General features: G+C 59.7%; 26 protein-coding genes. 12 read left to right on the plus strand and 14 right to left on the minus strand.

Translation table 11 applies throughout. From position 1 onward, the window contains the following. Window positions 1–77: 77 nt before the first annotated feature. A complete protein-coding gene (locus Q8X51_RS13140) occupies window positions 78–1,304 on the plus strand; it encodes a TIGR03862 family flavoprotein (RefSeq protein WP_074847722.1) in 1,227 nt (408 codons plus the stop codon). A gap of 117 nt (window positions 1,305–1,421) precedes the next feature. Here Q8X51_RS13140 and Q8X51_RS13145 read toward each other — a convergent pair whose 3' ends face one another. After that, the gene (locus Q8X51_RS13145) at window positions 1,422–2,759 is read right to left on the minus strand and encodes a DEAD/DEAH box helicase (protein WP_065924995.1); all 1,338 of its coding nucleotides are present in this window, start codon (window positions 2,757–2,759) and stop codon (window positions 1,422–1,424) included. A gap of 48 nt (window positions 2,760–2,807) precedes the next feature. Next, the gene (gene yedA / locus Q8X51_RS13150; protein WP_065924994.1) at window positions 2,808–3,704 is read right to left on the minus strand and encodes a drug/metabolite exporter YedA; all 897 of its coding nucleotides are present in this window, start codon (window positions 3,702–3,704) and stop codon (window positions 2,808–2,810) included. Between the two features lie 161 nt (window positions 3,705–3,865). On the opposite strand from yedA, the gene Q8X51_RS13155 reads away from it, so the two are divergent. Further along, on the plus strand, window positions 3,866–4,321 hold the full coding sequence (locus Q8X51_RS13155; protein WP_253492153.1) for an Lrp/AsnC family transcriptional regulator: 456 nt from the start codon (window positions 3,866–3,868) through the stop codon (window positions 4,319–4,321). Beyond that, on the plus strand, window positions 4,311–5,009 hold the full coding sequence (locus Q8X51_RS13160) for a cyclase family protein (protein WP_407693825.1): 699 nt from the start codon (window positions 4,311–4,313) through the stop codon (window positions 5,007–5,009). The genes Q8X51_RS13155 and Q8X51_RS13160 overlap by 11 nt, the downstream gene beginning before the upstream one ends. Window positions 5,010–5,287: 278 nt before the next feature. On the opposite strand, the gene Q8X51_RS13165 is transcribed toward Q8X51_RS13160, so the two are convergent. Then, window positions 5,288–5,551 (minus strand): acyl carrier protein, encoded by a 264-nt coding sequence (locus Q8X51_RS13165; protein WP_053138035.1) that lies wholly within the window; start codon window positions 5,549–5,551, stop codon window positions 5,288–5,290. Further along, the gene (locus Q8X51_RS13170) at window positions 5,541–6,107 is read right to left on the minus strand and encodes a hypothetical protein (RefSeq protein ID WP_407693826.1); all 567 of its coding nucleotides are present in this window, start codon (window positions 6,105–6,107) and stop codon (window positions 5,541–5,543) included. Before Q8X51_RS13170 ends, Q8X51_RS13165 begins: the two co-directional genes overlap by 11 nt. Window positions 6,108–6,583: 476 nt before the next feature. On the opposite strand from Q8X51_RS13170, the gene Q8X51_RS13175 reads away from it, so the two are divergent. The 3 genes from Q8X51_RS13175 to Q8X51_RS13185 all read left to right on the plus strand — a co-directional run bounded on the left by Q8X51_RS13175 (window position 6,584) and on the right by Q8X51_RS13185 (window position 9,408). Further along, the gene (locus tag Q8X51_RS13175) at window positions 6,584–8,038 is read left to right on the plus strand and encodes an AAA family ATPase (protein WP_253492155.1); all 1,455 of its coding nucleotides are present in this window, start codon (window positions 6,584–6,586) and stop codon (window positions 8,036–8,038) included. A gap of 1 nt (window position 8,039) precedes the next feature. Beyond that, complete coding sequence (gene ptuB / locus Q8X51_RS13180) at window positions 8,040–8,684, plus strand: retron Ec78 anti-phage system effector HNH endonuclease PtuB (RefSeq protein WP_253492157.1); 645 nt, start codon at window positions 8,040–8,042, stop codon at window positions 8,682–8,684. Between the two features lie 427 nt (window positions 8,685–9,111). Next, window positions 9,112–9,408, plus strand: a complete 297-nt coding sequence (locus tag Q8X51_RS13185; protein WP_407693827.1) for a DUF3077 domain-containing protein — start codon at window positions 9,112–9,114, stop codon at window positions 9,406–9,408. Window positions 9,409–9,534: 126 nt separating this feature from the next. Here Q8X51_RS13185 and Q8X51_RS13190 read toward each other — a convergent pair whose 3' ends face one another. The 3 genes from Q8X51_RS13190 to Q8X51_RS13200 form a co-directional block, all read right to left on the minus strand. Then, window positions 9,535–10,146: a 3'-5' exonuclease gene (locus Q8X51_RS13190; RefSeq protein WP_065924992.1), complete on the minus strand. Its 612-nt coding sequence runs from the start codon at window positions 10,144–10,146 to the stop codon at window positions 9,535–9,537. 46 nt (window positions 10,147–10,192) lie between these two features. Beyond that, on the minus strand, window positions 10,193–10,669 hold the full coding sequence (locus Q8X51_RS13195; RefSeq protein ID WP_024077544.1) for an NYN domain-containing protein: 477 nt from the start codon (window positions 10,667–10,669) through the stop codon (window positions 10,193–10,195). A 117-nt stretch (window positions 10,670–10,786) separates the two neighbouring features. Beyond that, window positions 10,787–11,530, minus strand: a complete 744-nt coding sequence (locus Q8X51_RS13200; RefSeq protein ID WP_407693828.1) for a DUF2076 domain-containing protein — start codon at window positions 11,528–11,530, stop codon at window positions 10,787–10,789. A 180-nt stretch (window positions 11,531–11,710) separates the two neighbouring features. On the opposite strand from Q8X51_RS13200, the gene Q8X51_RS13205 reads away from it, so the two are divergent. After that, entirely contained in the window at window positions 11,711–12,370 is a 660-nt protein-coding gene (locus Q8X51_RS13205; protein ID WP_065925008.1) for a YciC family protein, read from the plus strand. Between the two features lie 40 nt (window positions 12,371–12,410). Beyond that, window positions 12,411–13,499 (plus strand): endonuclease/exonuclease/phosphatase family protein, encoded by a 1,089-nt coding sequence (locus Q8X51_RS13210; protein WP_330215630.1) that lies wholly within the window; start codon window positions 12,411–12,413, stop codon window positions 13,497–13,499. A 79-nt stretch (window positions 13,500–13,578) separates the two neighbouring features. Here Q8X51_RS13210 and hrpB read toward each other — a convergent pair whose 3' ends face one another. From hrpB to Q8X51_RS13230, 4 genes are all read right to left on the minus strand, one after another. Next, window positions 13,579–16,086 carry an ATP-dependent helicase HrpB gene (gene hrpB / locus Q8X51_RS13215; RefSeq protein ID WP_407693829.1) on the minus strand — a complete coding sequence of 836 codons (2,508 nt, stop codon included), beginning with the start codon at window positions 16,084–16,086 and terminating at the stop codon, window positions 13,579–13,581. Between the two features lie 53 nt (window positions 16,087–16,139). Continuing rightward, the gene (locus tag Q8X51_RS13220) at window positions 16,140–16,904 is read right to left on the minus strand and encodes a hypothetical protein (protein ID WP_407693830.1); all 765 of its coding nucleotides are present in this window, start codon (window positions 16,902–16,904) and stop codon (window positions 16,140–16,142) included. A gap of 155 nt (window positions 16,905–17,059) precedes the next feature. Then, the gene (locus Q8X51_RS13225) at window positions 17,060–18,532 is read right to left on the minus strand and encodes an HsdM family class I SAM-dependent methyltransferase (RefSeq protein ID WP_065924988.1); all 1,473 of its coding nucleotides are present in this window, start codon (window positions 18,530–18,532) and stop codon (window positions 17,060–17,062) included. After that, complete coding sequence (locus tag Q8X51_RS13230; RefSeq protein ID WP_407693831.1) at window positions 18,525–19,097, minus strand: restriction endonuclease subunit S; 573 nt, start codon at window positions 19,095–19,097, stop codon at window positions 18,525–18,527. Before Q8X51_RS13230 ends, Q8X51_RS13225 begins: the two co-directional genes overlap by 8 nt. Before the next feature lie 241 nt (window positions 19,098–19,338). Between Q8X51_RS13230 and Q8X51_RS13235 the strand changes: the two genes are divergently transcribed. Further along, window positions 19,339–19,758 carry a hypothetical protein gene (locus Q8X51_RS13235; protein WP_027605268.1) on the plus strand — a complete coding sequence of 140 codons (420 nt, stop codon included), beginning with the start codon at window positions 19,339–19,341 and terminating at the stop codon, window positions 19,756–19,758. Window positions 19,759–19,767: 9 nt separating this feature from the next. Next, a complete protein-coding gene (locus Q8X51_RS13240; protein ID WP_065924986.1) occupies window positions 19,768–20,673 on the plus strand; it encodes a cation diffusion facilitator family transporter in 906 nt (301 codons plus the stop codon). A 22-nt stretch (window positions 20,674–20,695) separates the two neighbouring features. On the opposite strand, the gene Q8X51_RS13245 is transcribed toward Q8X51_RS13240, so the two are convergent. Beyond that, window positions 20,696–21,727, minus strand: a complete 1,032-nt coding sequence (locus Q8X51_RS13245) for a DUF6515 family protein (RefSeq protein ID WP_065924985.1) — start codon at window positions 21,725–21,727, stop codon at window positions 20,696–20,698. Between the two features lie 431 nt (window positions 21,728–22,158). Here Q8X51_RS13245 and Q8X51_RS13250 point away from each other — a divergent pair, with 431 nt between their 5' ends. Beyond that, window positions 22,159–22,638 (plus strand): Lrp/AsnC family transcriptional regulator, encoded by a 480-nt coding sequence (locus Q8X51_RS13250; RefSeq protein WP_003194418.1) that lies wholly within the window; start codon window positions 22,159–22,161, stop codon window positions 22,636–22,638. A gap of 228 nt (window positions 22,639–22,866) precedes the next feature. Further along, window positions 22,867–23,076, plus strand: a complete 210-nt coding sequence (locus Q8X51_RS13255) for a DUF2788 domain-containing protein (RefSeq protein ID WP_025999909.1) — start codon at window positions 22,867–22,869, stop codon at window positions 23,074–23,076. On the opposite strand, the gene Q8X51_RS13260 is transcribed toward Q8X51_RS13255, so the two are convergent. Together Q8X51_RS13260 and amn are read right to left on the minus strand one after the other, a co-directional pair. Beyond that, complete coding sequence (locus Q8X51_RS13260; protein ID WP_027605265.1) at window positions 23,071–23,706, minus strand: pseudouridine synthase; 636 nt, start codon at window positions 23,704–23,706, stop codon at window positions 23,071–23,073. The genes Q8X51_RS13255 and Q8X51_RS13260 overlap by 6 nt on opposite strands. A gap of 71 nt (window positions 23,707–23,777) precedes the next feature. Continuing rightward, window positions 23,778–25,250 carry an AMP nucleosidase gene (gene amn, locus Q8X51_RS13265; RefSeq protein WP_024077553.1) on the minus strand — a complete coding sequence of 491 codons (1,473 nt, stop codon included), beginning with the start codon at window positions 25,248–25,250 and terminating at the stop codon, window positions 23,778–23,780. Window positions 25,251–25,335: the final 85 nt, after the last annotated feature.

The raw sequence follows: 25,335 nt of genomic DNA on the forward strand, positions 1-25,335 counted from the left end.
TGTACGTTTTTTGATCAGGCAGCGCCGCGCGCCTCGGGTAGAATGCTCGGCCTATTTCCGCGATCGTAGCCCTGCCCATGCCCGATATTTCCTCTCGACACGTCACCATCATCGGCGGTGGCCCTGCCGGGCTGATGGCCGCCGAAGTCTTGAGCCTGGCCGGGGTGCGAGTAGACCTGTACGACGGCATGCCCTCGGTGGGGCGCAAATTCCTGCTGGCGGGCGTGGGCGGCATGAACATCACCCACTCCGAAGCGTACCCCGCGTTCCTGTCGCGCTACGCCGAGCGTGCCGCGAATATGGCGCCGATGCTGCGCGGGTTTGGGGCCGAGGCGTTGTGCGAGTGGATTCATGGTCTGGGTATTCAAACCTTTGTCGGCACCTCCGGTCGCGTATTTCCTACCGATATGAAAGCCGCCCCGCTATTACGTGCCTGGCTCAAACGCCTGCGCGACCAGGGCGTGGTTATCCACACCCGGCACCGTTGGGTGGGCTGGAATGCCGAGGGTGATCTACTTATCCACAGCCCGGACGGCGAAAAAGTTGTTCACAGCGATGCTGTGCTGTTGGCCTTGGGCGGCGGCAGTTGGTCGCGCCTGGGTTCCGACGGCGCCTGGCTCAAGCTGCTGGAGGATAAAGGCGTGCCTTACGTGGCACTGCAACCCAGCAATTGCGGCTTCGAGGTGTCGGCCTGGAGTGAATTGATGGTCAGCAAATTCGCCGGCGCACCGTTGAAAAACGTCGCCATTGGCCTGGGGGATGACAAGCCGCGACTCGGCGAATGCGTGATCACCGCCACCGGTATCGAGGGCAGTTTGATCTACGCGCTGTCGGCGCCGATTCGTGAGGCGATCAACCGTAATGGCTCGGCGACGGTGCATATCGATTTGCTGCCGAGCAAGCCATTGGACAAGGTCCAGGCCGCCTTGACCAAGCCGCGTGGCTCACGCTCGATGAGCAAGCATTTGCACAGTCAATTGGGCCTCGATGGGGTCAAGGCGGCGCTGCTGCGCGAGTTGGCACCCGCCGAACACTTCAACGACCCGGCGCAGTTGGCGGGGGCTATCAAGGCGTTGCCGCTGACAGTGGTGAAGACACGGCCGATGGATGAAGCCATCAGCACCGCAGGCGGTGTGCCCTTTGAGGCGTTGGATGAGCGGCTGATGCTCAAGCAATTGCCGGGGGTGTTTTGTGCGGGGGAGATGCTGGACTGGGAAGCGCCGACCGGGGGGTATTTGCTGACGGGGTGTTTTGCCAGTGGCAGAGCGGCTGGGCGGGGGATGTTGGAGTGGCTCAACCGCTGAGCAATGCGGTGAATTCAAAGCCGCCATCGGGGGCAAGCCCCCACAGTTTGATTTGTGAATACATTCAAAATGTGGGAGGGGCTTGCCCCCGATGAGGCCATCAGCCACCCCGCAAAATCACTTCTTCTTACGCGGCCCGGTATTAAACACCGGCACCTTACGCACCGGCTTGATCGAAGGCTCCGACGGCGCCACTTCACCACTGTCCACCCACTTGCCGAGGTTGCGTTTACCACCGCCACCACCGGACGCCTTGGGCTTCTTCGGTTTTTTCGGCTTCTTCACCACCTGACCGCTGGCATCGGTATCCGGCACGCGGTGTTCCGGCTCGAAGTCCTGTTCCATCTTGCGGGTCAAGGTCTGGCGGGTCAGCATCTCGATGGCCGACAGCATGTTGACTTCATCGGCGCACACCAGGGAAATCGCCTCACCGGTGTTACCCGCGCGACCGGTCCGGCCGATGCGGTGGATGTAGTCCTCCGCCACGATCGGCAGGTCGAAGTTGACCACCAGCGGCAGGTCTTCGATATCCAGGCCACGGGCCGCTACATCGGTGGCGACCAGGATCTGCACTTCGCTCGATTTGAAACGGTCCAGCGCGCGCTGGCGCGTGGCTTGCGGCTTGTCGCCATGGATGCCATCGGCGTTGATGCCCAGGCCCTGCAACTTATCCACCAGCGCATCCACGCCGTTACGGGTCTTGGCAAACACCAGCACCTGCTTCCAGCGGCCTTTGCGCATCAGGTGCACAAACAGCTCCGCCTTGCGCTTCTTGTCCACCGGCACTACCCATTGCTTGACGGTGTTGGCGGCGACGTTACGCGGGCTGACTTCGATGGTCAGCGGGTCGTTGAGCATCTGCCCGGCCAGCAGGCGAATGTCATCGGAGAAGGTCGCGGAGAACAGTAACGTCTGGCGCTTTTTCGGCAGCATGCGGTAGATGTTCGCCAGTTCTTCGGAGAAGCCCAGGTCGAGCATGCGGTCGGCTTCGTCCAGCACCAGGGTTTGCAGCTGGTTGAGTTTCAGCGCGTTCTGGCGGAACAGGTCGATCAGGCGGCCTGGCGTGGCGACCAGTATGTCGACGCCCTTGCGCAGCTTCATCATCTGCGGGTTGATGCTCACGCCGCCGTACACCGCGTAGGTGGTGAGCGGCAGGTGCTGGGCGTATTCGGCAACGCTGGCGTGAACCTGCTCGGCCAGCTCACGGGTCGGGCACAGGATCAGCGCGCGCGCCGAGTTGGCGGCGACTTTCGGCCCTTCCATGGTCAGCAGTTGCAGCAGCGGCACGGCGAAACCGGCGGTCTTGCCGGTGCCGGTCTGGGCCGCGGCCATCAGGTCGCGACCGGCGAGCACCGCCGGAATGGCTTGCGCCTGCACCGGCGTCGGGGTCTGGTAGCCGAGCGTCTCAAGGGCGCGCAGCAAGGGTTCGATCAGGCCAAGTGTGGCGAAAGTCATGTAGTTACCGTAGGAAAAATTCAGCGCAAGGGCGTAATGCGCGGCAGTTTACCTTATTTCCGGCTTGGGCTTTCGCCACTGGGGCAGGCTGATCAACAGCACGGCGCTGATAATCACCAGCATGGCCAGGGCCTCTTCCAGACCGATGGTCTCGCCGATGAACACAATCCCCAGCAACACTGCGACGGCGGGGTTGACGTAGGCATAGCTGGTCGCGGCTGCCGGGCGTACGTGCTTGAGCAGGTACATATAGGCGTTGAAGGCGATGATCGAGCCGAACACGGCCAGGTAAGCCAGGGCCAGCCAGCCTTCCAGCGGCGGCATGGCTTGCAGGCGCTCACCGGTCAGCGCGCTGGCGATCAACAGTGTCACCCCGGCCACCAGCATTTCTGCGGCACTGGCCATAGCGCCCGGCGGCAACGGCAGGCGCCGGCTCCACACCGAACCAAACGCCCACGACGCCGCTGCAAACAACAATAAAGCGGCGCCCATGGGGCTCGACTGCAACGTGCTGCCCATGTTGAGCATGGCGATGCCGATCATGCCCAGGATCACCCCGGCCCATTCCAGCCGGGTATTGCGCGCGCCCCAGAAATACCCACACAGCAAGGTGAACAACGGCACGGTCGCCACCGCCAGCGCCGCCACGCCGGACGACACCCCAGTGTGCTCGGCCACACTCACCGCGCCATTGCCGAAGGTCAGCAGCAAAATACCGATCTTGGCAGCGGCCTTCCACTGCTCCCAGGTCGGCGCCGGCGCCCCACGCCAACGCAAAAAGCCATACATCGCCGCACCCGCCAGCAAAAAGCGAATGCCGCCCAGCATCAGCGGTGGCCAGTATTCAACGCCGATGCGAATCACCAGGTAGGTGGAACCCCAAATCACATACAGTGCAAAAAAGGCGGCGATCAACGGTAAGGGAAAGCGACGTGTGCCAGGCATTGGGCGGCTCGAAGGCAGAGATAAGAGAGGCTTATTCTAAAAAGGCAGGTTGTTAAACATAAGTTACAAAACCTGTTTAAACCGCCCATACACTTTTCAAAACATGGTTATGATGGCTATAAACAATGCTTTCGAAAGCCACGCGCAACTGGAGCCTTCCGATGGACAAATACGACCGCATGCTCCTCAGCGCCCTGCTCGAAGACGGCCGCGCCTCCTACGCGCAACTGGCCCGCACGGTAAACCTCTCCGCCCCCGCCGTGGCCGAACGCGTGGCCAAGCTGGAAGCCAGCGGGGTGATCACCGGGTACCAGGCCAAGGTGGATTTTTCGAAAGTGGGCTTGCCGATTCAATGCGTGATCGAGCTGAGGCTGACCAACCATGGCAGCCAGAAGGTGTATGACGCACTGGCCGAAATCCCGGAACTGACCGAGTGCCACCGGGTGACGGGCGATCCGTGCGTGATCATGCAAGCGGCGGTGGGCTCGATGCCGGAGTTGGAGAACTTGATCAATCGGCTGGCGAAATTCGGGTTCAGCAAGACCTCGATCATTTTGTCGAGCGCGATCGAGCGGCGGGTGCCGTTGGGGCAGTTGGAGGGCAAAAATGGTGGATAAGCACAGCAAGGTCTTGAGCCTAAGTCACCCGATCACCCCGCTTATTCCGCTGTGGCCGGGGGATCCGCCGGTGGCGTTTGAAGGCGTCGCGTCACGGGATAAGGACGGCTATTTCCTACGGCGTTTCAGCATGGGTGAACACAGCGCCACGCACATGAATGCGCCGAACAGTTTTTATGCCGACGGGATGGGCATTGATGGTTATCGACCCGAAGACTTGGTGCGGCCCGCCGTAGTGATCGATGTGCACGGTAAAACCCAGAGCAATCCAGATTACGAAATCAGCCCACTGGATATTGAAGCGTGGGAGCGTCAGCACGGGCTTATCGAACCTGGCTCGGTGGTGCTGATGTACACCGGCTGGCAACACCTTTGGAACGACCCGATAGCGTTTTTTAGGCAGGACGCGCAAGGCACACATTTCCCTGGGATTGGTGAAGCGGCGATTCGGTTCTTACTCGAACAGCGCCAGATTGCCGGGGTTGGCATTGATACCCACGGGGTCGATCCAGGGCAAAGCACCGCCTTCGCGACAAACCATGCCGTGTTGGCGGGAAATGGGATTGTGCTGGAATGCCTGACCCACCTCGACCGGCTTCCGGCCAAGGGCGCCACGTTAGTGATAGGTGTACTGGGACTGGAAGGCGGTTCGGGATCACCAGCCTCAGTGATGGCATTTATTCCCTGACTTGCAGGTAGACCCTACCGACGCCATCGCAGGCAAGCCAGCTCCCACACTAGACCGCATACAGTCCGGGCAACTCGTCACCTGTGGCGAGCGGGCTTGCCCCGCGCTGGGGCTGCGAAGCAGCCCCAAAACATAGCCCCCGGAGCTGTCTGGCACACTGCAGTGCTCTTATTGGGGCTGCTGCGCAGCCCAACGCGGGGCAAGCCCGCTCGCCACAGTTACAGTGTTCCTCCTTAATTGACTGGCATTAGGGCTTGCCCGCGATGACGTCAGTTGCTTCAACACAGCTGTGAGCGTTGAACAATCAAATCGACCACTTGCTCAAGGGTGGTGATGTGATCCCAATCTTCCTGGGTCGCTTGCAAGTTGAATTGCCACTTGATCTGCATGACAAAGCAGGTCAAATCATCATCAATAATCTTGAAGTCATGGATGAAGTCCGTTTGCTCCGTGACCTGACTTCGGTCGATGAAACCGATGATATCGACGAATAGCTGAATCACCTTTTCGCTGATCTCGGCTCTAGTCGGGCTACCTTCCATTTCTTGCCTCATAGGCGCACTTACCAATACTGATTAGATCAAAGACAGCCAACCCCGCAGCAACGAAAGGAATGCCCCGTCCAATAATGCCAAATACCCGGACGGTGCCAAACGTTGCTTTCGCCATTCTGGCCACCGTGGGTTGCCTGATCAGTGTACGAGGGAAAAAGCGCATTCCAATGAGACTCGCCAGGTTCGTCGTTTTGCTGGAGCCAACATGAACCCAAGTGCCCACGGCAATTTTGCTTATAGGTATGCCCGCGGCGCCAGTGAGAACCGTTGCGGCCGTCAAGCCATAGTGTTGCTGTGTACATTTCCAGAGTTCGTCAAACGTGGTGTTCGGCACCGAGGAGTCAGCATGAACGGGCTTGAGTAACTGGTAACTGGCGCCATGGGTCCAGCCTGGCGAATTAGGTAAAACCATGACTGCCGGGCAACTTGTCATCGTGTTTCCCAAATGAAACGCCATGCTTGAAGTTGAGCCGAAATCAATTCCATTGCGTTGGAGCTCAAACTGGCTGTGCATGATTGCTGTGTGAAGATCGCTTTCCTGCATGACGTAATCCTTTTACGTAAATGACAGGCGGGATGTTAGGTGGCCGCGCAAGGCGATAGGCGGCAGAAGGGAAAATCCAGAAAGGTCCGACGAGCCAGTAGGGCTAAGCCTACTGGCTATTCAGAAAGCAGCTAAAAGCTCCCCAAAAAGAGCTGTTGTTTCATGGCCAGCAAAACCGATCCTTTTCAGTTGCAGGACGTTTCCTAGAGAATCCAACGGCCTTGTTTCCGTCGGATCAGGTAGCCAGTCTCGCTCCGCCATCGAATGTTCGGTGACCGGAGGGGGCTTGCCCCCGATGATGCCAGTTGCCGCACTGCCGAGGGACCCGCTTGTTCTCTCCCTTGGGATTTGGAATGTTCAGGGGAAGACTGGCACTTTACCGAATCAAAAAGTCTATTCAGGATTTCCTCCAGTAACTACGCTGGGGGGTTGGTCAACAGGTAGACTAGGGCTTTAGGCGCCGGTCTGGAGATCTCATGGGCACGCAGAAAAATATGGCGAGTGCCGGAATAAATTCGCTTCGGCTTTCGCGGTTGCGGCTACGTGATTTCCGCTGCTTCGAAACAATGGATATAGACTTCCATCCGCAGTTGACCGTGCTGGTCGCGGCCAACGGTACGGGTAAGACGTCCATCCTGGACGCCATCGCTGTCGCCTTCGGCCCCTACGTGGGAGCGTTCGATGAGGCGGTAGGCAAACACCTTGAACCCAGCGATATCCGCCAGTTTCGTGCCAGGCGAACCACAACCAACGAAATGGAATACGCGCCCCAAGGGGCTCGGATCGAGGCGACAGGGGTCATTCCTGGAAGCTTGATGGATCAGTTGTCCGATGATCTATCGACCATTTGGCGCCGTCATTTATCAAGCACGACCAAGACCAAGACCTCGATCAAGGATGCCAAGGAGCTGGTGAGCTACGGCAAGCGCATGCAGGAAGCGGCGCGCACTCCGGGCACCGAAGTTGTTCTGCCACTCATCGCGTACTACGGTACGGGGCGACTGTGGCAGCAGAAGAAACTGACAGACGCAAAGAACATTCAACGCACCTCCAGAACCGTGGGCTATACCGATTGCCTGGATCCGGCCTCTAGCTATAAATCGTTTGTGCAGTGGTTTCGCTACTGGAGCCTGAATGCCAAGGAGGCCCAACTCAAAGCTCTTGAAGCTGGGGCCAGCATTGCCAAAACTGAATTCGACGACTACATCCAGTCAGTTAGTCGCGCGGTGAATGCGTGTATCCAACCAGCAGGTTGGAGCGGCATTCAATATTCGTTCACTCGTGACGCATTGGTCGCTCGCCATGAGCAATTTGGAGAGTTGCCGGTCGAGTGGCTTAGCGACGGCATTCGCAACATGATTGGCATGGTTGCCGATATCGCGTTCCGTGCGACCAAGCTCAACGGGCACCTTGGTGCACAGGCAGCTCAAGAGACTCCCGGCGTGTTGCTGATAGACGAAGTCGACATGCATCTGCATCCGGAATGGCAGCAAGTGGTGCTGCTCAACCTGACCGAAGCATTTCCGGCCATGCAGCTTATCGTTACTACCCACAGTCCTCAGGTGTTGAGCACCGTATCCTCGGACAGCGTCCGAATCTTGCGTACCGAAATCGATCCTGAGACCTCTAGTCGAATTACCAGCGTCAGCGAGCCACAGTGGCAGACCCGAGGGGTTGCCAGTTCCGACCTGCTCGCTCGTATCATGGGTGTGGACCCCGTTCCTGATGTGCCTGAGGCATCATGGGTTTCTGACTATCAGGCACTGATTCAGCAAAATCTCCACGAGCAGACTGCCGGACTCGCGTTGAGAACAAAGCTGGAGTCTCATTTCGGCGCTGACCATCCAGTTATTCGCGAATGTGAGCGGCAAATTCGATTGCAGGTCATTAAGCAGCGTCTTCCGCGCGACCTCGGCAACCGGGAGTATTGAGATGCGTCGTCTACGTCGGCAGGATGAACCTCCCTCGGGGCTGAAGCGTTACCGACACGGCCGAGACAGATGGACTCGCACATGCCCAACGCAAGAGGAACGCGACGGTATTTGGGCATCTTTAGAGCTCATGCAAGGTCCACGGTGCGCCTACTGTGAAGGACCGATCAGCCCAGGAAACCGTCATATTGAGCACTTCCGCCAACGGGATCGGTATCCGCAAGGTACTTATGACTGGAACAATCTGTTCGGCTCATGCGAGCGCGCCGGCACCTGCGGGAAGGCCAAAGACCGATGTGGAATCTACCCACCGGACGTTCTGATTAAACCGGATATAGAAGACCCCGATGCTTTTCTAGTATTCACACCCGGTGGAACGGTGGAACCACGGGCAGGCTTGAGCGCACGCGATCATCTTCGTGCACGCGAGACAATCCGTATTCTCGGTCTGGACGGCGCGCTGAATGAAATTCGGCGCGCGGAACTTAGCGGCTACCTCCAGACCATGGATTATTTTGTTGAAATCGCCGAAGCATTTCCCGAAGACGAGGAATGGATACAGGAGTTACAGCAGGAGGTGAGTAACGCTGCACACTTACCGTACGCGACGGCGATCAGACATGTTCTTACTCGACAGAGTGAATAATGGAAAAGACTGTGCCGAAGGGTCTGACGGAGCGATAAGACTCAACCTACTGACTGCTCCGAGAATTTGTATAACCCCTCTCAAAGGTCTGACTTTTAAGTGGCCAGCAAGACCGGTCCCTTTCATTTGCGGGACGTTTCCGAGAGAATCCCACGGCCTTGTTTCCGTCGGATCAGGTAGCTAGTCTCGCCCAGTCATCGAATGTTCGATGACCGGACGTGCAAGTCCGATCAGTGGAAAATGCGCAAAAGCCTTACCGTCCTATGCCAGCTTTTCAGGCATTGGCATGCTATGGCAGTTGTGCGCGGGAGGCCATTCGGCCTGCTGGGTTTTCCGCCCCGGTCTTGCACACCCGCGTACTGCTGCCACCCTAATTCGTGTGCAAGCGAACGGTTGCAGCTTCAAACCTAGCGGAAGGATTTACAACATGGTCAAAGTCACCCCCGATCCACCCAGTTTCCTCAGCGAAGACGCCCTGCTCAATCGCCGAGCCATCGACTACTACCTCAAAGCCTGCGCCCCGGATGCCCCGCCCTTCATCCTGAATGACAACCTGAGCCTCGAGGATGCACTCGCCCATGCGGCGGATTTGCTGCATTGCGCGGTGGGCACTGCGCACGCGTCGGGTGAGGGGATGGATGTGCAGCAGCGGGCGGCGATGCATTTGGTGGAGATGGCGAAGGGGGTGGTGGATCGGGCGTTGGAGTGTGTGCAGCCTCGATGAACGACAGATAACCAATGTGGGAGGGGCTTGCTTCCGATAGCAGTGGATCAGTCAGCTTATGTGTGACTGACCCGCCGCCATCGGGAGCAAGCCCCCTCCCACATTTTTTTGAACGGCGTTGTTCTGTCAGAACCCGCGATGCTTCTTAAGATGCTCATTGATCTTCGCCGCCGGCACTTTCTGCAAGGTGCACAGCAGGTCGTGGGACAGTTCGCGCAAGCCGTGGGTACGGCGCAGTTCCTGGGCCAGGTGCGCCGTGAGGTTGGCGGCCATTTCCGCATCCGCCAGCGCGCGGTGGGCCTGGCCGGTGTGGGGCAGTTTCGCGTAGGCGTTGAGGGTGCCGAGCTTGTGGTTGGGCGCAGCCGGCATCAGGCGGCGGGCCAGCAGCAGGGAGCAGGCGAATTTTTGCAGGCGGGTGCGGCGGATCAAGCCCAGTTCGAAATCCCAGAACTTCTGGTCGAACGCGGCGTTGTGCGCCATCAGCGGCGTGGTGCCGACGAATTCGTTGACTTCGTTCATCACCCGCTCGGCCGGCGGGGCGCTGCGCAGCATGGCGTTGCTGATGCCGGTGAGTTGCTCGATAAAACCGGGCACGCGCACACCGGCGTTCATCAGGCTCTGGTAGCGGTCCACGATCTGGCCGCGTTCGAGGATAACCACCGCGATTTCCGTGGCCCGGCAGTGGCTGCTCGGGGTGATGCCGGTGGTTTCAAAGTCGATGACCGCTATACGTTCCAAACCTGTTCCAACTCCGTCTAACCCTTTATTTATTAAGCCGCTGTGCTTATTTGAGCAGCAACGCGCCTTCGATCGGCACGTAGCGGCTGGCGGCACGTATCAATGAGTTGGCCGTCAGCCCCGGTACACCGTAGGCCACGGCTTCGACGCCGTGCTTGTGGATGATGCGGTCGAGCAGCATGTCGAAATCGCCGTCACCGGAGGCCAGCACAATTTCGTCGACGTGGTCGGCGGCGTCCATGATGTCGATGGTGATGCCCACGTCCCAGTCACCCTTGGCCGAACCGTCGCTGCGCTGGATATACGGCTTGAGCTTTACCGTGAACCCCAGGTTGCGCAGGATCTGCTGGAACTGCTGCTGCTTGCTGTCACCGCGGTCGATGGCATACGCATAGGCCTCGACGATCTGCCCACGCGAACTGATATCAGCCCACAGGGCGGCGTAGTTGAAATGGCAACCATAGGCCTGGCGGACGGTGTAGTAGAGGTTTTGTACATCGGCGAACACTGCAATTTTCTTCACCGCACTTCCCCATGACAGCCAGGCGCCAGGGCCCGGAAAGGGTGCCAGTATGCCAGCCGCGAGAAGGTTGCCGGGAAAAATCAGACCGGGGCGGCTCAGCGCCCCGGGCCGGAAGGGTCAGACAAAGGAATCGTCGTCGCCGAAGGAAGAGGAATCGTCGGAATAGTCGCTGTCGGCAAAGCTGTCCGAGGCATTGTCGCTGCCCCAGCTGTCATTGCCGGCGAACTTCTGGTCGTCGTTGCCCCAGTTGCCGTTGTCACTGGCGGGCGCCGGCTCTTCACGGATGATCTCTTCCACCACCTGCGGCTGTTGCGAGTTGTGGTTGAACAGGCTGCTGATGCCTTCGGCCAGCAACACACCACCGGCCACGCCCGCGGCGGTTTTCATCGCGCCACCGAGGAATCCGCTGCCAATGGGCGCGGCGGTAGGTTGCTGCGGCTGCTGATAGTTCTGTTGCGGCGCTGGCTGGCCAAAGGACGGCCGCGCCGGTTCACGCCAGCCGCCGCCGGAAGAGGCCGGAGCGGTCTGGGCCGGTTGCGGATCACGGGAACCGCCGCCAAAGATGCTCGACAGGAAACCACCGCCGCTCGCCGGGGCCGCTTGTGCGGACTTGGCCCGCTGCAACTCATCCTGCAATTGCTGGATCTGCTGCGCCTGTTGCTTGTTCTGCGCGTCGAGACTCTTGAGCGCGTGTTCCTGAACAAGGATCGACTGGGTCATGTAGTACCCGGCGGCCGGTTGGCGAGTCATATGCTCCTTGATCCGCGCTTCGGCCTGGGCGTCGCGGGGGGCTGAGTCCGTTTCGGCTTGCTGCAACCGTGAAAACAGTCCATCGATCAGGGTTTGCTCTTCGCTGTTCATGGCGACCTCGTTAGATTGCCGGTAGAAATCGTGGCCTTGCCTGTGATCAGGCCAGGTGCTTAACCGTTATGGGGGTGTTACGAGTTGTTTCAATGGTCTTTACTCAAGGTTTACATTTGCTTACCGCTGACCATGATCGGTTAAAGTGTTGCCCTTGCTTTCAGGCCTGCGATGAACCCGATGAATCCGTTAGACGTATTGCGTGACTCCTTCCGTTTTACCCGAGGTAACCTGGGCGCAATCGTCCAACTGTGCCTGCCATTGGTGATCCTCGAAGCCCTGTTGCAACAGCTGCTCGACCACACGCTCGGCGCGGATGCGTTCCCCGGCTACAGCGTGGTGGTGGGCTTGCTGGTGTACCCGCTGTACACCGGTGCCTTGATCCTGTTTCTCGACGCCCGCACCCGTGGCGAGTCGCCGCGCACCAAGGACATCTGGGCCATGGCCCTGACCCTGTGGCCGCGCTTCGCCCTGCTGACCGCCATGAGTACCCTCCTGATTCTGCTAGGCCTGTCGCTGTATTTCCTGCCGGGCCTGTGGCTGATGGTGGTGTTGGCGTTCGCCGAGTACCTGCTGGTATTGCGCGGCATGCCGGCGCTGGAGGCGATGAAGGAAAGTCTGCGCCTGACCCGTGGGCATTTCTGGCGAATCCTGGTGTGCCTGCTGTGTGTCATGACGCCCCTGTGGCTGCTCAAGGGCGCCAGCGTCGCGGCCTATCCCAACCCCGCGCCGTTGCTGGGGCTGTTGATGGACAGCGCCCACAGCTTCCTGCAACTGTTCACCAGCGTGGTGCTGTTCCGTTTATTCATGCTGATCGGTGGCGATGCCGACGCGCGGTGATATGCTCCACGCCACTCCTGAAACGCCATAAGCCGAGCCGATGACCCGTTTATTGCGCATCACCCTGCTGGGCCTGCTGATCGTCGCAAGCCTGCTGACGGCCCTGATCTACAGCCTGACCTGGCGCCCCGCCGCCAAGGAGACCCTGCCCGTCAGCTGCGTCGCGCCCCGTGCGCCAACCCTGTTGCCCGGGCAGGCGCTCAAGGTCATGACCTGGAACGTGCAATACCTGGCCGGCAAGAACTACGTGTTCTGGTACGACACTGCCGACGGCAGCGGCCCGGACGACCGCCCCACCGTAGAGGACATGGCCGCCAGCCTCGACGAAGTGGCGCGGGTGGTTCGCGATGAACAACCCGACATCCTGCTGTTGCAGGAACTCGACGAAAACGCCAAGCCTTCCCACTATCAGGACCAACTGGCGCTTTTGCAGGAGCGCCTGGTCGACCTCTACCCGTGCAGTGCCCAGGCCTTCGACTGGAAAGCCGACTTCGTGCCCGACCGGCATATCTTCGGCAGCGTCGGCCGCAAGCTGGCCACCCTGAGCCGCTACCAGATCGAACACGCCGAACGCCTGCAATTGCCGGCGCCCGAGGCCAATATCATCAGCCGCCAGTTCCAACCCAAGCCGGCCTTGCTGCTGACCTACCTGCCGCTGAGCGATGGCGGCCAACTGGCGGTGCTCAACACCCGCCTGGATGGCGACGCGCCGGGGCGCAGTGCGGTGCAGGAACAGGTCATCAGCACGGTCAAGCTGTTGGATAAATTCGAAGGCCGTGGCACGCCCTGGCTGATCGGCGGCGATTTCAACCTGCTGCCCCTGGGGCAGTTCCTGCGTTTGGAGGCGGGTAAGCGCGGGCAGTATTCGCCGGACAGCGAGCTGCATTTACTGTGGGACAAGTACCCGATGATCCCGAGCAACAGCCAATCCAGTGGGATTGATCGTGAGAAATGGCTGACGTACTTTCCCAATGACCCGAGCATCGATGGCCCGGATCGCACCGTCGATTACCTGTTCTACAGCCCGCGGATCAAGCGGGTGGAGGCCAAGGTGCGGCAGGAGGATACGTTGCGTATTTCCAACCATCTGCCGGTGATTGCGCGGTTCCTGTTGCCCGCCGCGCAATAACCCACACAACAAGATTAATGTGGGAGGGCCGGTGCGACGATTCGACTTGCCCCCTCCCACATTTGAATCTCTGCCACGCTTACTTTCGGGGTTTGATCCGCGCGGTCGGCTCGGCTATCAGCGGATCATCCGGCCAGTAATGCTTGGGATACCTGCCCTTCAGATCCTTCTTCACTTCGGCGTAGGTACTGCGCCAGAAGTTCGCCAGATCCTGGGTCACCTGCACCGGCCGCCGCGCCGGGGACAGCAGGTGCAACTTCACCACTTGGCGCCCGCCGGCAATGCGCGGGGTGTCGGCCAGGCCGAACAGTTCCTGCAAGCGCACCGCCAGGATCGGCGGCTGTTCGCTGTAGTCCAACCGCACCGATGAACCCGATGGCACCTTCACATGCTGCGGTGCCAGTTCGTCCAGGCGCTGGGGCAGCGGCCAGGGCAGCAGGTTGTGCAGGTAGCTGGAGATATCCAGGTTGGCGAAGTGACTCAGGCGCGAGACTTTGCCCAGGTAGGGCATCAGCCAGTGCTCCAGGCCGGCGAGCAGGGCGCTGTCGCTGACGTCGGGCCATTCGCTGGTTTTGCCGGCGTCCAACTGGCGCAACAGCAGGACGCGGGATTGCCATTGGCGCAGTTCCGGGGTCCAGGGCAGCAGCTCCAGGCCTTTGCGCCGCACCAGGTTGACCAGCGCCTGGCTGCGCGCGGCTTCGTCGAGGCCGGTGAGCGGTTCGCGGCTGAGCACCAGTTCACCGACTTTGCGCTGGCGTTCGGCGCGCAGCACGCCTTCGCGCTCGTCCCAGTCCAGTTGATCGACGTTGCGCACTTGTTCCGCGAGCACCGTGTCGAACAGCGCCGGATCGAAGTCCGCCGCCAGATAAATACGCTCTTCACGCTGGCCCTGGCGGCTGCCGAGGTCGGCGATCACCAGCCAAGGTTGTTTCATCAGGCTGTCGGCCTCGGCGAATAATGCCGCGCGGCCATTGGCCAGGCGATATTCGGCACCGCCGGGGCGACGTTGCTGGGCGACACGGTCCGGGTAGGCCAGCGCCAGCAAGGCGCCGAGCCAGCGCGGGTGGTCGGGGTCGGCCACCGGCCGGGTCGCCTGGCCTCTCAAATGGCCACGGTATTGCCGCGCCAGTTGCTTGGCGCGTTGCACGCCGCCTTGAGTACCGCGCGCACGCTCTTCACCGGACATCAGCGCCAGGCGGCTGTGCAAATCCGCGCCGCCACCACGCAAAATATCGCGCTCGCCCAACAGTGCCGCGACATCACAGGCCGTGGCCGCCAGCCCCAGGTCCTGCCCGCGCAGCAACAAATGGGCGATGCGTGGATGGGCCGGCAGCTCGGCCATCTTCTGGCCATGTGCCGTGAGTTTTTCGTCATTCAAGGCCCCGAGGCGTACCAGCAAATCCTGGGCCTGGGCATAGGCGGCGGTGGGTGGCACATCGAGCCACACGAGCTGTGGGGGCGTGACGCCCCAGCGCGCCAGCTGCAAGGCCAGGCCAGCGAGGTCGGCGGCGAGGATTTCCGCACTGCCATACGCGGCCAGCCCTTCATGCTGGTCTTCGGACCACAACCGATAACACACCCCCGGCTCCAACCGCCCGGCCCGGCCCGCGCGCTGGGTGGCGCTGGCGCGGGAGATGCGCTGGGTGTCGAGGCGGGTCATGCCGCTGCCGGGGTCGAAACGCGGCACCCGCGCCAACCCGGCATCGATCACCACACGCACGCCGTTGATGGTCAGGCTGGTCTCGGCGATGTTGGTGGCGAGCACCACTTTGCGTTTACCGGCCGGTGCCGGATCGATGGCCGCGCGCTGGGCGTTGAGGTCCAGCTCGCCATGCAGCGGGCAAAGCAACACGTCAGGGCTATTCCCCAGGGCGTCGGCCAGTTGCTGGTTGACCCGGCGAATTTCCGCCTGGCCCGGCAGGAACACCAGCACGCTGCCGGTTTCATCGTGCAGGGCTTCGAGGATGGTTTGCACCACGCGCGGCTCGATAAATTCACCGGCCTGGTACGGCCGCCCCCAACGCATCTGCACCGGGAACATGCGCCCCTCGCTGCGCAGGATCGGCGCATCGTCCAGCAGGCTGGCCAGGCGCTCGCCTTCAAGGGTGGCGGACATCAGCAGGATTTTCAGCGGTTGCTCGTCGCGAAACAGGTCGCGGCCGTTCAGGCTCAAGGCCAGTGCCAGGTCGGCGTCGAGGCTGCGCTCGTGGAATTCGTCGAAGATCAGCAGACCGACACCGTCCAGTGCCGGATCGTCCTGCAAACGACGGGTGAGGATGCCTTCGGTGACCACTTCGATGCGCGTGTTGGGCCCGACCTTGCTGTCGAGACGGATGCGATAGCCGACGGTTTCACCGACTTTCTCCCCCAGTTCGCTGGCCAGGCGTTCCGCGGCGGCACGGGCGGCCAGGCGCCGGGGTTCGAGCATCAGGATGGTCTGCCCCGCCAGCCAAGACTCATTCAACAAGGCCAAGGGCACGCGGGTGGTTTTACCGGCGCCGGGCGGCGCTTCCAGCACGGCTTCATGGCGATTCGCCAAGGCGTCACGCAGGGCGGGTAAAACATCATCAATGGGCAACGAATTCATACTGGCTCCCGAATAGGTCGGGAATGATAACAATGCCCTTTCTAATGCACGACTCAAAACGGTCGCGCTTTCAGAACCTCCATTACACGCTGAGCCCGGAGCATCATGGATGCCGTATCAGAACAACGGAACTCGACCAGCTCACAAATTTTCTGTAAATCGCTGTGGAGATTGCGATTGAAAATAGGCTCGTGATGGGCAATTCGATTTCGCAGGTGGCGTATCGTCTCCAAGTCGCAAGCAATTCGCTGTCGATGGAGTTTCACTGATCCACTGGGATCAAGGTTGGGAAACAATTGGAAAAGATAGGGCTCCCATAGCCGCTGATCATTTCGCTTGGTGAATTGTTTTTCCCAAAATACATTTTTGAGCTCTGTAACAACGCCACCCGTTGTTCGGTGCTTTTCACGGGTTCGACCCAGGTCCATCTTCGCGTCGTATCTCGCCCCTGCGCCAGTAGGAAGGCTGCGCAACAGGCCAACACTCCACGGCCATTCAGACCCGTATCTAAGAATCAGCGCCTCGGAGACAGCATTTCGTACAACCACTTCGCAGATATGTAAGGGGATCAGAAAGACACCGGATACTTGCGCATTCCATGCATAAAGCTCTACTGCACGCTCTATTGGCAAACCCGCACCCACAGTGGCCGACTCATACGTCGCAATTCTTGCCTCTGAAAGAGACGCTCGCAAGGCTTGAAGGTGGCGCATCTCGGGTAAAGCTCCCATAAAGAGAATAGGCTCCAAGCCCGCAATCTGCGCCGCCGCAGCCATCTCTGGCTGGACGGCGCACGTAGCTGTCGATGACAATGACATTGACGACATCCCAGTACTTCCCTATAGTCGACTCACTAGCCGAGGGACTTGTTGGCGAAAGCCTCCCCCCACGGACGTACGAAAGTGATTCAAAAAAAGGCCCACCCTTCGGTGGGCTTTTTTGTTTCTGATGATTTTCACCGATCCGTTAATGATCAGACATGACCGACCCACTCACGAAGCTGTGTCAACCTCGCCTCAAGTGTTTCAAGTTCTGTTTTGAGTTGAGCACGCTCCGCCCGCAAGATCGCTAAATCAATTTGCTCTTCATCCTCGGCTATCTCGACATAGCGGGCCACATTGAGGTTGTAATCATTCGCTTCAATTTCCGTGCGTGAAACCAGCGTTGCATAACGCTCTACACTTTGGCGGTTATCGTAAGTCTGCTCAATTCGATCCAGATCAGCATCGCGCAGCGAGTTCCAAATCTTTCCTGGCTGGAAATCACGACTGGCATCTATAAAGAGCACATCATCACCCGACTTGTTCTTACGCAGAATCAGAATTGCCAACGGGATTGATGTGTACGACAGCATTTTGGCCGGCAGACCAATCACTGCATCAACCAAATTCTCTTCGATAAATTGCTTTCTGATTTGCAGCTCTGCGGCGCCTCTGAAAAGCACCCCCAGAGGCACGAGCACAGCCATGCGCCCAACTTCAGATGCGAGCGTTTCAACCATGTGGCTTATGTACGCGTAGTCACCCGAAGTGCGCGGAGGAACACCTCGCCAAAAACGCCGATATCCATCTCTCTCAGCATCTTCATGGCCCCAGTCCCGAACGGAAAAGGGAGGATGAGAGACCACCACCTGAAACTTAATCAGATCGCCGTTCGCCTCCACCAACTTTGGATTGCGTAGCGTATCTCCCCACTCCAGCCGAAAATGGGTTTCACCGTGAAGGATCATACTCATCCGCGCCAACGATAAAGTACTGCCGTTAGCTTCTTGCCCATAGAGTGAACACCCCCACGTGCAAGGCGATTTCAGAGCATATTCGTTGCAGGCAATCAGTGTGGAAGCCACGCCACAAAACGGATCACTTATGCGTTCACCCCCTACGGGCCGCATCAAACGAGCCATCAACCTGGAAATCTGCGGCGTCGTGAAAAACTCACCACCTCGCTTACCACTGTTGCTTGAGGCATGCGTCAAAACCGCGTCACACGCCCAAGCTGCAGCCTCTTTCGCGCCATCTCGAACAGGGCGAAAATCCAGCGCGTCACAATTTAATGCGTGAAGCAGGCTACCCAGGGCACGGTCTTTTGGCGTCTCATTACCCAGTACGATGGAGTCGAAATCTATGCCCAGAAAGGCATCTTTCAATTCGTAATTAGCACTCTGCAATGCAGCAAGAGCCTGGTTCAGACGATTGCCATTTCCCGGCTCGCGAGCATTGCTCAGTAATCGATAGAAGTCCGCTTTCTCAGGCACAATAAAGCGCGCGTCCTCCATCGCTTTATGTTCTTTGCGAGGCTCGTCAAGAAGCACATCGGACAAGTACTTGAGCAAGAGCAGCGCCATGGTGAAGCTGACGCTTTCAATCGGATCACCGTACCCGCGAAAGACATCGGCACTTCGCAAAACAGCCTCGTCAATTTCACCTTTCCTGTCTTGATCAAGCATGGCGAACCCCCTCTCGCAAAATGAGGTTAGTGAGAAATGTCGTTTCCAATCGATCAAGCTCGCTCAAACGGTGCCTGATAGCGGCCATCTTTTCCGTGGTCTCGTCCATTTCAGCAATTTGCTTTTGCCTGTCCATCGCCGGAACTTCGATTTCCAAGGAAAGCAGGGCCGATTTGGTGAGTGCCTTAATGCTGGTACCCGTCAACATCACACTTATCTTTACCTGCGTTGCGGGCTGATTGAGATACCAGGCAAGGAAACGACCATTCAAGTTGGCTTCGGGGGTAATTACGTTCAACTGCCCCATTGGAAACACAGGCTCTTCAGCGCCCTCAAAAAACCAGGCTTTGTAATAGTCTCCGCGTGAGGGCAGGACAACGTCGCCTGGACGCAGGCAATGGGACAGATATTTTTCATCCAGCCACACGCGAGGGAGTTCATGCCAATGCAGTGGCTTGCTTGATACCAGGTCTCTGATCGCTACCGCACGCACATTGCCGTCTGGATTTTCCTGAGGTGGGTTGCTTCTAAAAACCACTGCGGTGCGAATTTTGGTAAGCTTCATAAGGTCAACGCTGTAGAGCTCTTCTGTAATGTTGCAGCAATATATGTCACGGCCTGCATACCAAGCAAGCAGTAGATTGCTACTGCATATAATTATTTGTGACGTTTCAGATTGTTTACGGCGTTCCAAGTATCAGATGTTGATGCCGACGGCATAAGTCCAAGAGCACCACGCACATTCAAGCCCAAGCGTTATTTTTAGCCTCTTTTGCGAGCAAGCTCGCTCTTACAGGAGATTTTCCATGCGTATCGCTTCCCGTGTCATCGGCGGTGTCCTCGCCGTCACCCTGCTGAGCCAACTCACCGCCTGCGGGTCGATTTTCTACCCCGACCGCCGTGGCCAGATCGATGGCAAGATCGACCCGACCATTGCCGTGCTCGATGCCGTGGGCCTGTTGTTCTACGTGATCCCTGGCCTGATCGCATTCGGCGTCGACTTCGCCACGGGCGCGATCTATTTCGAACCCGGCAAGACTGCCCAGGTTGACCCGGAAAAACTCCACGAAGCCATCGGCGCCGACGGCAAGGTCGACAACGCCAAGCTGCAAAGCATCATCCAGAAGGAAACCGGTCGCACCCTGCCGCTGGACGATCCACGCATGATCCAGTTCAAGGGCAGCGTGCAACAACTTGCGCTCCTGGGCCTGCAACCCGCCGCCTAAGGATCGTTTATGACCAGCAGTCCCGAACACGCCCGGCTATTACGCCTGGCCACCCGCGCCTCGGTGGGCGTGGCCTGTGCGTTGATCGTCACCAAGGCGATTGCCTGGTGGCTCAGCGGCTCGGTGAGCATGCTCGCCGGGTTGACCGACTCACTGCTCGATGGCGTGACCTCGCTGCTGAACCTGCTGGCCGTGCATTACGCCCTGCGCCCGGCCGATGACGATCACCGTTACGGCCATGGCAAGGCGGAGTCGCTGGCGGGCATGGCCCAGGCGTTGTTCATTGGTGGCAGTGCGGTGTTGATCGCCTTGCAGGCCTACGAGCGCCTGCAGCATCCGGAACCGGTTGGCGCGCCGTGGCTGAGCATTGGGGTGATCGTGTTTTCCCTGGTACTGACCGTGGCGCTGCTGATGCTGCAACACCGGGTTGTGCGCGAAACCGGCTCCAATGCCGTGCGAGCGGACTCGTTGCACTACCGCTCGGACCTGCTGCTCAACGGCAGCATCCTGGTGGCGCTGGTGCTGGCGGGCATAGGCTTTCATCAAGTCGACGCCTGGTTCGGCCTGGGCATCGCCGCCTACATTTTGTGGAGCGCAATCCAGATCGCCAGGGAAAGCTTTGCGGTGTTGATGGACGAGGAACTGCCGCCGGACGTCAGCCAGCACATGCTGGAACTGGCGCGAAGCGTACCGGGGGTGTTGGGTGCCCATGACCTGCGCACGCGCATCTCCGGCAACCACTGGTTCGTGCAGTTGCACCTGGAACTACCGGGGGAGCTGACGCTGTCAGTGGCCCACGGCATCAGCGACCAGGCCGCCGATGCCATTCACGCAGCCTACCCGCGCGCCGAAGTGCTGGTGCATGCGGATCCTGCGGATCAGGTACAAGCTGCAAGCTATAAGCCGCAAGCTTGAAGCTTGAAGCTTGCAGCTGCCCCTATTGCACCTGATACCCGCGACTGCTCAGGCAGTTGCCCTGGGCCTGGCGGTAGGTTTGCACCACCGCCGGGTCAGGCGCGTAGGTGACGGCCTGCGGGTCGAAGCCGCTTTGTTGCACTGCCCAGCGATAACAGTCGTAGCCGTCCTGCTGCACTTGCGCCGGTGACTGCCCGTTGGCGGGATAGGCCACCACATCATAACCATTGCCTTGGGGTGCTGGCTGCGGTGCCAGCACTTGCGTCGGCGGTTGTACCACTACGTATTGCTGGGTGCTTTGTTCGTAGGCGTAGTAGGCGCCGGCGGCCAGGAACAGCAGCGAACCACCCACCCACACTTCACGCGCGTAGTCGGGCAAGTAATGCACGCGGATGCCATACGGCGGCGCCACGACCACATAGCGCGGGCCTTGGGGGCGGTACCAGTAGCCGCCGGAGAAGAAGTAATCCTGGCCACGGTACGGCACGCGGTAATTGCGGTCGGGGAAGCGGTCGACGGTATAACCGGGACGATATTGCGGGCCAGGGCCCCAGCCGTTGCCATGGCCATCGGGGCGACCTGGCCAGCGGTTATCGTTGGGATGCCCGTTGTAGCCCGGCCGCGAACCTGGGCCGCCGGCCTCCCAATTGCGGTTGTCGTCGTTGCGTCGAGGAATGTCACGGTAGTAACCCTGACGCGGCTCCTGGGTCTGGCGCACGGTATCGGGGCGACTCTGGATCGGCAGGTTATTCGCAGGCTGCGGGGCTGGCCGAGGCTGTTCGGCACCTGGCGGGCGACCTTGCCATTGCCCGCCGTGGGGCGGTTGCTCGGCACGATCAAAATGCGGGTTCTGTGGACGGGGCTGATTGTTTTCCGGCCGGGGTTGATTGTTCTGTGGACGCGGCTGGTTATTCTGCGGGCGCGGCTGTTCGTTACCCTCCGGCCCTCTTTCATGCTGGCCGCCCCCCTCAGGGCGCGGCTCGTCGGCCATCACTTGCGTGCCGACGGTGACTATCAGCAAACCTACACCTGCCATACGCCAGATGCGCTTCATGCTATTCCTCACTGCGGATAAGGGCCTGGAAGGTCCGGCCTCATAGATAAGACTGGAAAAGCCTCACCCGGTTCTGAGACAGGTTATCAGTCACAAGAACAATTTTCTTAAGGCAAAAGAAAAGGGGTGACCCGTCGGCCACCCCTTGAGAACTTCGTCCATGCTCAACGCTTTTGACGTTGGCTCACCTCACGCCGTCTTGTGGACAGTGTGCAGCCTGGAGGCCGGCTCGACCCTGCTGGGGTGGCGGCCGCAGCACGCCTGATTGGGCGAGCTGCTGTGGACTGTTGTCCAGGCGGTGATTCTGTTGATAAAGATACAGGCCAGCGCCGGACAGATGATTGCGAAGATTGCGTCAATAAACAGTGCTTGCGCAATTTTTAACCCTTCATGGATAATTCACCGCAATAGTTACGACAAAGGCCAACCCGATGAGCAAGCTTGACCGATACGACCTGAGTATTTTGGCGGAATTGCAGCGCGACGCGAGGATCTCCAACCAGGAGTTGGCCGAGCGTATCGGCCTGTCGCCTTCGCCCTGCTCACGCCGGGTCAAGCAGTTGGAGGACGACGGCTACATCGCGCGCCAGGTCGCCCTGCTCGACCGCAAGATGCTCGGCCTGAGCCTCACGGCCTATGTGCTGATCGGCATGGACCGCCACACCCCCGAGCGTTTCGAGAACTTCGAAGCAGCCATCCGCACCCTGCCCCAGGTGCTGGAATGCAGTTTGGTGACGGGGATGGATGCTGACTATCAGTTGAAAGTGGTGGTGCCGGACATGGACCACTATCAGAAACTGCTGCTGGGCCACCTCACTCGGATCGAAGGCGTGACCAGCGTGCGCTCGAGCTTTGTGCTGAACCAGGTGCTCAACAGCACCGAGCTGCCGCTGACCCACCTGCGCACCTGATCCCATGAACAATGAAGATCAAATGTGGGAGGGGGCTTACACCCCGATGGAGTATCAGTCACCAGATACACAGCCTGACACACCGCTATCGGGGGCAAGCCCCCTCCCACATTTGGCCTGTGTTTCAACAGTGAAGTCTGCGTGCGACGCACCGACGCAGGTCAATGTTGCGCCTGTGACGCTGCCGTATACTTGCCGCCTGCCCCGTTGGAAGAGCCCATGAACAACATCGACCCCGCCCTGTTCGAAGAATGGATGATGACCGGCCTGGTCACTATCCTGATCATTTTCATGGGCTTTATCGTCTGGGACCTGGCGAAGAAATCCAAGGCCGGGCGCTTTGGTTCGTTCATCCTGTTTTTCGTATTGGGCCTGGGCGTGGCCGCGTTCATCATCAAGAGCGTGGTGATCGGCCTCATCGAGTCTGGCGCTTTATAAACGCGCAGGTACTTCCTTCCATTGGCCTTGGTCCAGGCCGTCGATTGTCCAATCGCCAATACGCACCCGCACCAGGCGCAAGGTCGGCAGGCCCACGGCGGCGGTCATGCGCCGAACCTGGCGATTACGCCCCTCTCGAATCACCAGTTCAAGCCAGTACGTCGGTAGGTTTTTGCGAAAGCGCACCGGCGGGTTGCGCGGCCATAACGCCGGTTCATCCAGACGCCGGGCCTCGGCGGGCAAGGTTTTGCCGTCGTTGAGTTCCACCCCGTCGCGCAGGCGTTGCAGCAATGCTTCGGTGGGTTCGCCTTCCACCTGCACCCAGTAGGTTTTCGCCAGCTTGTGCTTGGGGTCGGCAATACGCGCCTGCAACTGGCCGTCGTTGGTCAGCAACAACAGACCTTCGCTGTCACGGTCCAGGCGGCCTGCCGGGTAGATGCCGGGGATGTCGATAAAGTCCTTGAGCGTCGCGCGCCCGCCTTCGTCGCTGAACTGGGTCAGCACATCGAAGGGTTTATTGAACAGCACCAACTTCGGCTCGGCCGGTGGCGCCTTGGCAACACGGCGCGCGGCAGAATACGGAGGTTTCACGCCAGGGCGGCGCGAATCGGGACGGGTGGGACGGGACATGGCAAAGGAACATCTAACGGTCAGGACCGACAATGCTAGTGGCCTGACCGCTAAATGACCATCCCAACCGCTTAGCGGAACGGCGGCTCGTCGAAGCTGCGCAGTTTGCGCGAGTGCAGCGAGTTGAGTTCGGTACGCAACAGGTCCACCGCCTCGATGCCGATCTTCAAGTGCTGGCTGACCGCACGTTCGTAGAACGCGTTGGCCGAACCCGGCAGCTTGATCTCGCTGTGCAGCGGCTTGTCCGACACACACAACAACGTGCCGTACGGTACGCGCAAGCGGTAGCCCTGGGCAGCGATGGTGCCGCTTTCCATGTCCACCGCCACGGCGCGGGACAGGTTGATCAACGGCCGTTCCTGGGCCCAGCGCAGTTCCCAGTTGCGGTCGTCGTAGGTCAGCACGGTGCCGGTACGCAGGCGTTTTTTCAGCTCTTCGCCTTTCTCACCGGTGACATTCGCCGCCGCCTGCTGCAAGGCCATCTGCACTTCGGCCAGGGCCGGGATCGGGATGTTCGGCGGTACCACCCGGTCGAGAATCCCATCGCGGCGCATATAAGCGTGGGCCAGTACGTAGTCGCCGATGGTCTGGGATTGGCGCAGGCCGCCACAGTGGCCAATCATCAGCCAGCAATGCGGACGCAGCACCGCCAGGTGGTCGGTGATGTTCTTGGCGTTGGACGGGCCGACACCGATGTTCACCAGGGTCACGCCGTGGCCATCGCTGGCCTGCAGGTGATAGGCCGGCATCTGGTAGCGGTGCCACACTACGCCGGCGGCAATCGCCGAGGCTTCGCCGTGGTCCATGCTCTTGTCGATGATGACGTTGCCCGGCAGCACCATGCGGATAAAACGCGGGTCGCTGCGCAATTGTTCCAGGCCATGCAGGATGAACTGGTCGACATAGCGGTGGTAGTTGGTCAGCAGGATCCACGGCTGCACATGGCGCCAGTCGCTGCCGGTGTAATGCACCAGCCGACGCAGGGAAAAGTCCACGCGCGCCGCATCGAACAGCGCCAGGGGCAGCGGGTCGGTGTTTTCCCAGTCATACAGGCCATCGGCGATGCCGTCAGTGGCGGCCGACAGGTCGGTGCTGGGGAACACGCGCGCCAAGGTCGCGGCGGTCACACCGGAGCCGGCCAGTTCGTCGCCCTGCTCCACTACGTAAGGGTATGGAATGTTTTGCTGGCTGACGCCCACTTCCACCGTCACGGTGAAGTCGTGCATCAGCGGCACCAGTTGTTCCAGCAAATACTTACGGAACGCCGCCGGATGCGTGACGGTTACGCTGTAGGTCCCAGGTAACTGGACCTTGGCATACGCCCGGGTAGTCTGTGGGACTTCGCCGTGGCAGTGGTAAGTCAGGCGCAGTTCCGGATAGCGAAACAGCGCGCGTTGTTCGGCGTCGGGTTCGACGCGGTCCTTGAGGTATTGCTTGAGGGCTTGATTGAGCGCGCCGGTAGCCCGCTCATGCAGGGCCGCCAGCCGATCCACGGCCTCTTCGGCGGTTTGAACGACAACAAAAGCTTCGGTCACGGTAAGCATCCTGTGTTCTGACTTGCAGGCCTTTATCTTGCCTGTATCCCTGTCAGACGCAAACCTTGAATTGGAGTGTCCTCTCAAGATGGCT

Origin of the sequence: Pseudomonas sp. Yb2C2, from assembly GCF_052112325.1 — a bacterium.
Classification (GTDB): Bacteria; Pseudomonadota; Gammaproteobacteria; order Pseudomonadales; family Pseudomonadaceae; genus Aquipseudomonas; species Aquipseudomonas marginalis.